Source organism: Pseudonocardia sp. (assembly GCF_025965585.1).
Lineage (GTDB): Bacteria > Actinomycetota > Actinomycetes > Mycobacteriales > Pseudonocardiaceae > Pseudonocardia.
In genome coordinates, this window is the sequence record NZ_JAOPWR010000106.1 from 1 (window position 1) to 7,818 (window position 7,818).

The following is a 7,818-nucleotide window of genomic DNA, read 5'->3' on the forward strand; positions in this document are numbered from 1 at the left end:
CGCCGGTGGCGGGCAGGGCCGCGATGGCGCGCCCGAACGCGAGGGCGGCCTCCGTGCCACGGCCGGCGGCCACCAGGTACTGGCCGGTCCGGGCGTGCAGGAGGGCGAGGTTGCGGCCGTCGGCGTCGTCGACCATGTCGATCTGCTCGACGAGGAGCGCGACGGCCTGGTCGGCGTCGCCCGCGAGGTGTGCCGCCTCCGCGGCCTGCGCCAGGCAGGCGGCGCGGGGCACGGGAGGGTCCGGCAGCACGCGGGCCAGCCGGGCCGCGCGCAGCCAGTGCCGGTGCGCCTCGGCGTACCCGCGTACCCGCCCCGCCGCCTCGGCCGCCGCGACGGCCGCCACCGCGGCACGGTCCATGTCCCCCGCCCCGTACCAGTGATGGGCCCGGCGGGCGTCGATGCCGGGCAGCTCCAACGCCCCGCTGCCCTCCATCGCGACGGCGTAGCGCCGGTGCAGGTCGATGCGCTCCCCCGGCAGCAGCTCGCCGATGACGACGTCGGTGAGCAGACCGTGGCGCAGCCGGTACCCGTTCGTGGCGGGGTCGACGACCACCACGCCGGCGTCGACCGCCTCGCGCAGCGACCCTAGGAGCTCGGGTCCCGCGTCCTCGAGCACCGCCGCCAGCAGCGCGTGCGGGAGCGGCCCGTCGCAGATCGCGACGGCGCGCACCACCCGCAGCGCCGGCGGCGTGAGCCGGCCGATGTGCGACAGCACGAGCTCCCGCAGGGTCATCGACAGCGCGTCCGGGTCGCCGCCCAGGGCCGCGCGCAGCGTCTCCTCGGCGATGAACGCGTTGCCTGCGGAGCGCTTCCACACCAGCTCGGCGAGATCGGCCCGGCCGGGCGCCGCGGACTCCACCAACCGGGCGACGGCCGCCCGCCGCAGCGGGGCCACCTCCAGGCAGCGCACCTGCCGGTGCCGCGACAGCTCGTTGATCATCCCTCGCGCGACCGACCCGTCGGACGCCCCGCCGGTCCGGTGCGACGCCACGATGAGCATGCGCTCGTCGGACAGGTTCGCGACGAGGTAGGCGAGCAGGTCGAGGGTGGACCGGTCGGCCCAGTGCAGATCCTCGACCACGAGGACGACCGCAGAACGCTCGGCCAGCCGCAGCACCACGCGGTGCAGCAGCTCGAGCGTCTGCATGCGCGCGGGCGGGTCGGCGAGCGCGGCGGGGCCGGGCGCCACCAGCTCGTCCAGCTGGTCCGCCCAGGGCGCCAGCTGCCGCCGCAGCGAGGCACCGTCCTCCGAGCGCAGCACCGTGCGCAGGGCCGAGACCACCGGCCAGAACGGCGGGCTCTCCGCGATGTCGGTGGCCCCGCCGACGAGGGCGGTGGCCCCGGCTGCGGTGGCGCGGGCAACGAGCTCCTGCACGAGCCGGGTCTTGCCGACACCCGCCTCACCGGTGAGGAACAGGGCGGCCATCCGGCCCTGCCGGGCGGCATCGAGGGCGGCGGTGAGCGTTGCCATGTCATCCTGCCGACCGACCAGCGGAGATGCTGCCCGGCCCTCGCTCACGTCGGGCGACGTTAGTTCGGTGTCCGATCAGCAACCAGGTGCAACCGGGTGTGCTTGAGGATGGGACATGGCACGTATCAGAAGCGGCCGAACGGACTCCTCCGGGCGAGAGCCCGCACCGGCGGGGCCCGGCGAGGAGTGAGGGACCACCCGTGACCGACCAGAACCCGGACGACCAGAGCGAACGGGACGCAGCGCGACAGCTGGAGACGGCGACCGGCGACGGGACACCGACGGACATCCCCGATGTCCTGGGGCGGCTCCGGGCGGTCGAGGCATGTGCCGTCGCCACGTCCCGTCGGGGGCGCATGGACGGGATCGCCTGCTTCACGAGGCTCTACAGCGTGATCACCGCCAGGATCGACGAGCTCGACAAGACCGGGGACTTCCACGCCCCGGACGACTTCCTCGTCGGTCTCGACGTCGCGTTCGCGGGCCGGTTCTTCGAGGCCATCCGCACCTGGGCGACGAACCCGGAGGCGACGCCGGCGTGCTGGAAGGTGCTGTTCGACCGGCGCCAGGACGTCATCCCGGAGGCCAACTTCGCGGCGGCCGGCGTGAACGCCCACATCAACTACGACCTCTCCGCGGCGCTGCTCGAGACATGGCAGAAGTGCGATCCCGGTGACGCCGAAGTCCGGGACCAGCAGCGCCACGACTACGAGATGATCAACGAGGTCTTCGCGCAGGAGATGGATCCCCTGCGCGAGGAGATGCACACGTTCCTTTCCGAGGGCCCCGACAACGCGATCTGGGACCGCGGGGCCGACTGGATCGGCGACCTCGTCGTGCGCTGGACGCGCGCCGTGGCGTGGGACGTGGCGCACGAGATCTGGGGTTCGGGCGATCGCGGGACCGCCGTCGCGCGGTCGGACGAGCGCCTCGCGCGGATGGCCGGGTCGTTCGGCGCGATCGTGCTGAAGGTCCCCCTGCTGATGTGACAGCCACGAGGACACGCCGATCCGCGCGCGATTTTGCGTCCTCGCACCGTCCACGGAGGGTGCGAGGACGCGAAACGGCGCGCGGATCGGGGGTGATCAGCTGCGTTCGGCTCCCGCCACCGCCCAGCGGCCCGAGCGGGTGCGCAGGCCCACGGCCAGCAAGCGGATGAGCATGAACGCCGTCAGCCCCGTCCAGATCCCCGCGAGCCCCCAGCCGAACGCCAGCGACGCCCAGATCAGCGGCAGGAAGCCGAGCACCGCGGCGACGAGCGTCCAGGTGCGCAGGAAGGCGGCGTCGCCGGCGCCGAGCAGCACGCCGTCGAGCGCGAAGACCACGCCCGCCACCGGCTGCAGCGCCGCGAAGAACCACCACGCCACCGGCACCACGGCCAGCACCGCGGCGTCGGGGGTGAACACCGGCGGCAGCACCCCGATCAGCGCCGCGAACAGCACGCCGAACCCGACGCCGAGGCCGAGCCCGTAGACCGTCACCTGACGCGCCAGTCCGCGGGCCCGCTCGACGCCGCCCGAGCCGAGCGCCGCCCCGATCAGCGACTGCGCGGCGATCGCGACCGCGTCCAGCACCAGCGCCATGAACGACCACAGCTGCAGCACGATCTGGTGCGCCGCGGCCGTCGCGGCGCCGAAGCGGGTGGCCACGGCGGCGGCCGAGAGGAAGCAGGCCTGGAACGCGAGGCTGCGGGCCAGCAGGTCGCGGCCGAGGGAGAGCTGGGCGCGCAGCACCGCCGGGCGGGGCCGCAGCGGTACGCGTTCCCGCAGCAGCGCGGCGAAGAAGAGCGACGCCCCGACCGCCTGCCCGATCACGTTCGCCACGGCGGAGCCGACGAGCCCGAGCCCCGCCCAGGAGCCGGCGCCGTGCACCAGCACCAGGCAGCCGGCGGCGGACACCGCGTTCGCGCCCAGCACGTAGCGCAGCGGCCGCCCGGTGTCCTGCACGCCGCGCATCCACCCGTTGCCCGCCAGCGTGACGAGCACGAGGGGCGCCCCGAACAGCGCGACCCGCAGCCACGACACCGCGGCGGTGGCGATGTCGCCCCCGTTGCCCAGCGCCCCGGCCACCGGAGCGGCCACGAGCTGGCCGACCACCAGCACCACCAGACCGACGGCCAGCGCCAGCCAGGTGGCCTGCACGCCCTCGTCCACGGCGTCGGCGCGCCGGCCCGCCCCGAACATCCGGGCGGTGCGCGCCGTGGTGCCGTAGGACAGGAAGTTCAGCTGGCTCGTGACCTGCGCGAACAGCACCCCGGCCACCGCGAGCCCGGCCAGCGGGACGGCACCGAGCCGCCCGACCACGGCCGTGTCGACGAGGAGGTACAGCGGTTCGGCCGCCAGGACCGGGAGCGCCGGGGCCGCCAGCGCCAGGACCGCCCGGGGCGGGATGCGGTCGGGAGCGGTCATCCTGCGGTGGGGGCCTCGCGCGGCCTGCGGCACACGTAGACGAACGCCGGCGGCACGTTGCGCCACACCGTCGCGCTCACCAGCACCTCGTCGAACGCCCCGCGCAGCGTCTGCCGGAAGCGCCGGGCGGCGCCCAGCGCCATACCGTGCAGGTAGGCGAACGTGGTGAAGGCGCCCGTCGTGCCGATGACCCGGCTGATCTCGCCGAGGATCTCGGCCTGCGTCGCGTCGTCGAACAGGGCCCACGGGAGCCCGCAGACGACGGCGTCCACGCGGTCGACGCCGTGTTCCTCGAGGAGCCTGCCCAGGTCACGGGCATTGCCGTGCACCACCTCGAGATCGGGACGGGTGCGGCGGAGGTAGACCACCATGTCCGGGTCGAGCTCCACCGCGAGGTGGCGGGAGCCCGCGGGCAGGCGATCGGCGATGACGCCGGTGACCGCGCCCGTGCCCGGACCCAGCTCGACGACCACCGGGCTGCCCTCGGCCGGCACCACCGCGGCGAGCACCGCGCCGAGCCGGGCCGAGCTCGGAGCGACGGCCCCCATCGTGGTGGGACGGCGCAGGAACGCTGCCAGGAACGCCTTGGTCTCGCTCACACGGTCACCGTAACGGGGACGGGCGGTCAGCCCGCGAGCCGCCGGACCGCCTCCGTACGGGGGGCGAAGGCCTCACGCAGCGCCGCCAGAACGGAGTCGGCGTCGCCCTCGACGGTGAAGCCGGCAGCCTGCCGGTGCCCGCCTCCGCCCAGGTGCGCGGCTGCGGCCGCGACGTCGACGCCGCCCTTCGAGCGCAGCGACCCCGACCAGCGGTGCTCGCCGACCTCCTTGAGCACCACCGCCACCTCCGCCTCGGCCGTGGTGCGGATCACGTCGACGACGCTGTCGATCTCCTCGATGCGGAACCGCCGCACGTCGGTGCCCGGGATGACGGTGTGCACGAGGCCGAGGCCGCCCGCGGCGTCGGGCTCGAGGACACAGCGCTCGAGCGCCGCCCCGAGGGACGCCAGCCACGAGTACGGGTGGGTGTCCATGATCGGGCGCACGAGCGCCTCCGCGTCGAGGCCCGTGTCCACGAGCTCGGCGGCGAGGCGGTGGGCCGCCGATCCGGCCGTGCGGAACCCACGGGTATCGGTGACGAGCCCCGCGTAGAGGCAGCGGGCCACGTCGACGTCGAGCGCACCGCCCATCGCGACCAGGATCCGGTGCACCAGCACGACCGCGGCCTCGGCGCCGGGCACGAGCACCTGCACGTCGCCGAACCCCGGGTTGGACGCGTGGTGGTCGATCATGATCGTGGTGGCCGCGGTGTCGAGGCGGCCGGCGAGCGACCCCAGCCGGGACGGCTCCGCCGCGTCGCACGCGACGAGCAGGTCCGGGGCGGCAGGCACCTCGGACACGGGCACGATCAGCCCGTCCACGTCGAGCGGGCGCAACGTCTCGGGCACCTCGCCGGGGGTGGCGAACGCGACCCGGACCGTCGTCCCGCGCCGATGCAGCGCGATGCCGAGCGCGAGCGCGCTGCCGAGCGAGTCGGCGTCGGGTTGCACGTGCGCCAGCAGCGTGACGTCACGGGCCCCGGTGAGCAGCGTCGCCGCCGTGGCAACGGCGTGGTCGGCGCCCGCGAGCTCCGTGGAGCCGCTCACTCCTCGTCGTCCCGCTCGCGCGGAACCCGGTACGGATCGGGGTCCCCCGCGGGCCGTGCGCCGGCCGCGAGCCGCGCCACCTCGGCGTCGGACTCGCGGGTGCGGGCCAGCAGCTCCTCCATGCGCCGCGCCTCGTCAGGCACGATGTCGGCCACGAAGGTCAGCGAGGGGGTACGCCGGACACCCGTGCCCGCCCCGACCAGCGACCGGAGCACACCGGTGGCGCTGGCCAGTGCCGCGGCGACCCCGGTGAAGTCGGGCTCGGCGTCGACGGTCTCACCCAGCACCGTGTAGTACACGGTGGCCTCCTGGAGGTCCCCCGTGACGCGCGTGTCGGTGATCGTCACCCTGGCGAGCCGGGGATCCTTGACCTCGTGTTCCAGCGCTGCGGCCACGATCTGTGAGATCCGCTTGGCCAGCCGCCGCGCGCGGGCCTGGTCCACCATGACGAGCACTCCATTCGAACGGGAGCCACCGGGCAGTGATGACTGACAGTGACCAACCCTAAGGTACTTCTCGTGGATCAACGCCGCCAGGCGGAGATTCAGCCGCCCGGCGGAGATTCACGAAAGACAAGGCTAGTCGTCCTCCGGCCCCAGCATGCGGTGGCGGGCCGAGAGCAGTTCCAGCTCCGGGCGGGCGGCCACGAGCCGCTCGCACCGGTCGAGCACCTCGGTGACGTGCGCGTGATCGGCGGCCACGGCGGCGACGCCGAGCAGGGCCCGCCGATGCAGGTCCTGGTGACCCGCCTCGGCGACGGACACCTCGAACTTCCGGCGCAGCTCGGCCAGCACGGGCCGGACGAGCGAACGCTTCTCCTTCAACGAGTGGACGTCCCCGAGGAGGACGTCCAGCTCCAACGCTCCGACGTACATCCTCCGATGATGCCGCCTCCGCGGGATCGGGTGCGTCGGCAGGCCATCGTCGCGTGCGGCAGGCCGGGTTCGCACCCGACCTGCCGCACGCGACGGGGAGGATCAGACGCGCGGCTTCTCACGGACCTCGAAGGTCTCGATGATGTCGCCTTCCTTGACGTCGTTGAAGTTGCCCAGAGTCAGACCGCACTCGAAGCCCTCGCGGACCTCGACCACGTCGTCCTTCACCCGCCGGAGCGAGTTGATGGACAGGTTCTGGGCGACCACCACGCTGTCGCGGAGGATCCGCGCCTTGGCGTTGCGACGGATCAGGCCGTCCATCACCAGGCAGCCGGCGATCGAACCGAAGCGCGACGAGCGGAAGACCTGGCGGACCTCCGCGTGGCCGAGCTCGATCTCCTCGTACTCCGGCTTGAGCATGCCCTTGAGGGCCTGCTCGATCTCGTCGATGGCCTGGTAGATCACGGTGTAGTACCGGATCTCCACACCCTCGCGGTTGGCCAGCTCCGTCGCCTTGCCCTCGGCCCGGACGTTGAAGCCCAGGACGATGACGTTGTCGGCGATGGCGAGGTTGATGTCGCCCTCGGTGATGCCACCGACGCCGCGGTGGATGACCCGCAGCTCGACGTCGTCACCGACCTCGATCTTCAGGAGCGCGTCCTCCAGAGCCTCGACGGTTCCGGAGTTGTCACCCTTGATGATCAGGTTGAGCTGGTTGGTCTCCTTCAGGGCCTCGTCGAGGTCCTCCAGGCTGACGCGCTTGCGACGGCCCGCCAGCTCCGCGTTGCGCTCCCGGGCACGGCGGCGGTCGGCGATCTGCCGTGCCACGCGGTCCTCGTCGACGACGAGGAACGTGTCGCCCGCACCGGGCACCGACGTGAAGCCGATGACCTGCACCGGACGCGACGGGTAGGCCTCGGTGACGTCCGCGCCGTGCTCGTCGAGCATCCGCCGGACGCGCCCGGAGGCGTCGCCCGCGACGATCGAGTCGCCGACGTGCAGTGTGCCGCGCTGCACCAGCACCGTGGCCACCGGACCACGACCGCGGTCGAGGTGGGCCTCGATCGCGACGCCCTGGGCCTCCATGTTCGGGTTGGCCCGCAGGTCCAGCGAGGCGTCCGCCGTGAGGAGGATCGCCTCGAGCAGCTGGTCGATGTTGGTGCCCTGCTTGGCGGAGATGTCGACGAACATCGTGTCGCCGCCGTACTCCTCGGCCACCAGGTTGTACTCGGTGAGCTGCTGGCGGATCTTCGCCGGGTTGGCGCCCTCGACGTCGATCTTGTTGACCGCGACCACGATCGGCACGTCGGCCGCCTGGGCGTGGTTGATCGCCTCCACCGTCTGCGGCATGACGCCGTCGTCGGCGGCGACCACGATCACCGCGATGTCCGTGGACTTCGCGCCACGGGCACGCATGGC

8 protein-coding genes are annotated in these 7,818 nt (G+C 73.4%); 1 reads left to right on the forward strand and 7 read right to left on the reverse strand.

Annotated elements, in window-relative coordinates; all coding sequences use genetic code 11:
* A partial coding sequence (locus JWR81_RS06655) for an AAA family ATPase (protein WP_297648161.1) occupies window positions 1-1,471 on the reverse strand: 1,471 nt, incomplete at its 3' end.
* 200 nt (window positions 1,472-1,671) lie between these two features.
* On the opposite strand from JWR81_RS06655, the gene JWR81_RS06660 reads away from it, so the two are divergent.
* On the forward strand, window positions 1,672-2,460 hold the full coding sequence (locus JWR81_RS06660) for a DUF5995 family protein (RefSeq protein WP_297648164.1): 789 nt from the start codon (window positions 1,672-1,674) through the stop codon (window positions 2,458-2,460).
* A 96-nt stretch (window positions 2,461-2,556) separates the two neighbouring features.
* Here the strand turns inward: JWR81_RS06660 and JWR81_RS06665 are convergent, their stop codons facing one another.
* The 6 genes from JWR81_RS06665 to infB all read right to left on the reverse strand — a co-directional run.
* Complete coding sequence (locus tag JWR81_RS06665) at window positions 2,557-3,879, reverse strand: MATE family efflux transporter (RefSeq protein WP_297648166.1); 1,323 nt, start codon at window positions 3,877-3,879, stop codon at window positions 2,557-2,559.
* On the reverse strand, window positions 3,876-4,478 hold the full coding sequence (locus JWR81_RS06670; RefSeq protein ID WP_367278744.1) for a class I SAM-dependent methyltransferase: 603 nt from the start codon (window positions 4,476-4,478) through the stop codon (window positions 3,876-3,878). Before JWR81_RS06670 ends, JWR81_RS06665 begins: the two co-directional genes overlap by 4 nt.
* A gap of 26 nt (window positions 4,479-4,504) precedes the next feature.
* Window positions 4,505-5,524: a DHHA1 domain-containing protein gene (locus tag JWR81_RS06675; protein ID WP_297648169.1), complete on the reverse strand. Its 1,020-nt coding sequence runs from the start codon at window positions 5,522-5,524 to the stop codon at window positions 4,505-4,507.
* Window positions 5,521-5,970, reverse strand: a complete 450-nt coding sequence (gene rbfA, locus JWR81_RS06680; protein ID WP_297648172.1) for a 30S ribosome-binding factor RbfA — start codon at window positions 5,968-5,970, stop codon at window positions 5,521-5,523. Before rbfA ends, JWR81_RS06675 begins: the two co-directional genes overlap by 4 nt.
* A 132-nt stretch (window positions 5,971-6,102) precedes the next feature.
* Window positions 6,103-6,399, reverse strand: a complete 297-nt coding sequence (locus tag JWR81_RS06685; protein ID WP_297648175.1) for a DUF503 domain-containing protein — start codon at window positions 6,397-6,399, stop codon at window positions 6,103-6,105.
* Window positions 6,400-6,501: 102 nt separating this feature from the next.
* Window positions 6,502-7,818: translation initiation factor IF-2 (gene infB, locus JWR81_RS06690; RefSeq protein ID WP_297648178.1), on the reverse strand; the 1,317-nt coding region annotated here is incomplete at its 5' end.

Coding starts and splice junctions, on each gene's coding strand:
- JWR81_RS06665 (WP_297648166.1), bottom strand. CDS start 3,879: ATGACCGCTCCCGACCGCATCCCGCCCCGGGCGGTCCTGGCGCTGGCG.
- rbfA (WP_297648172.1), bottom strand. CDS start 5,970: ATGGTGGACCAGGCCCGCGCGCGGCGGCTGGCCAAGCGGATCTCACAG.
- JWR81_RS06685 (WP_297648175.1), bottom strand. CDS start 6,399: ATGTACGTCGGAGCGTTGGAGCTGGACGTCCTCCTCGGGGACGTCCAC.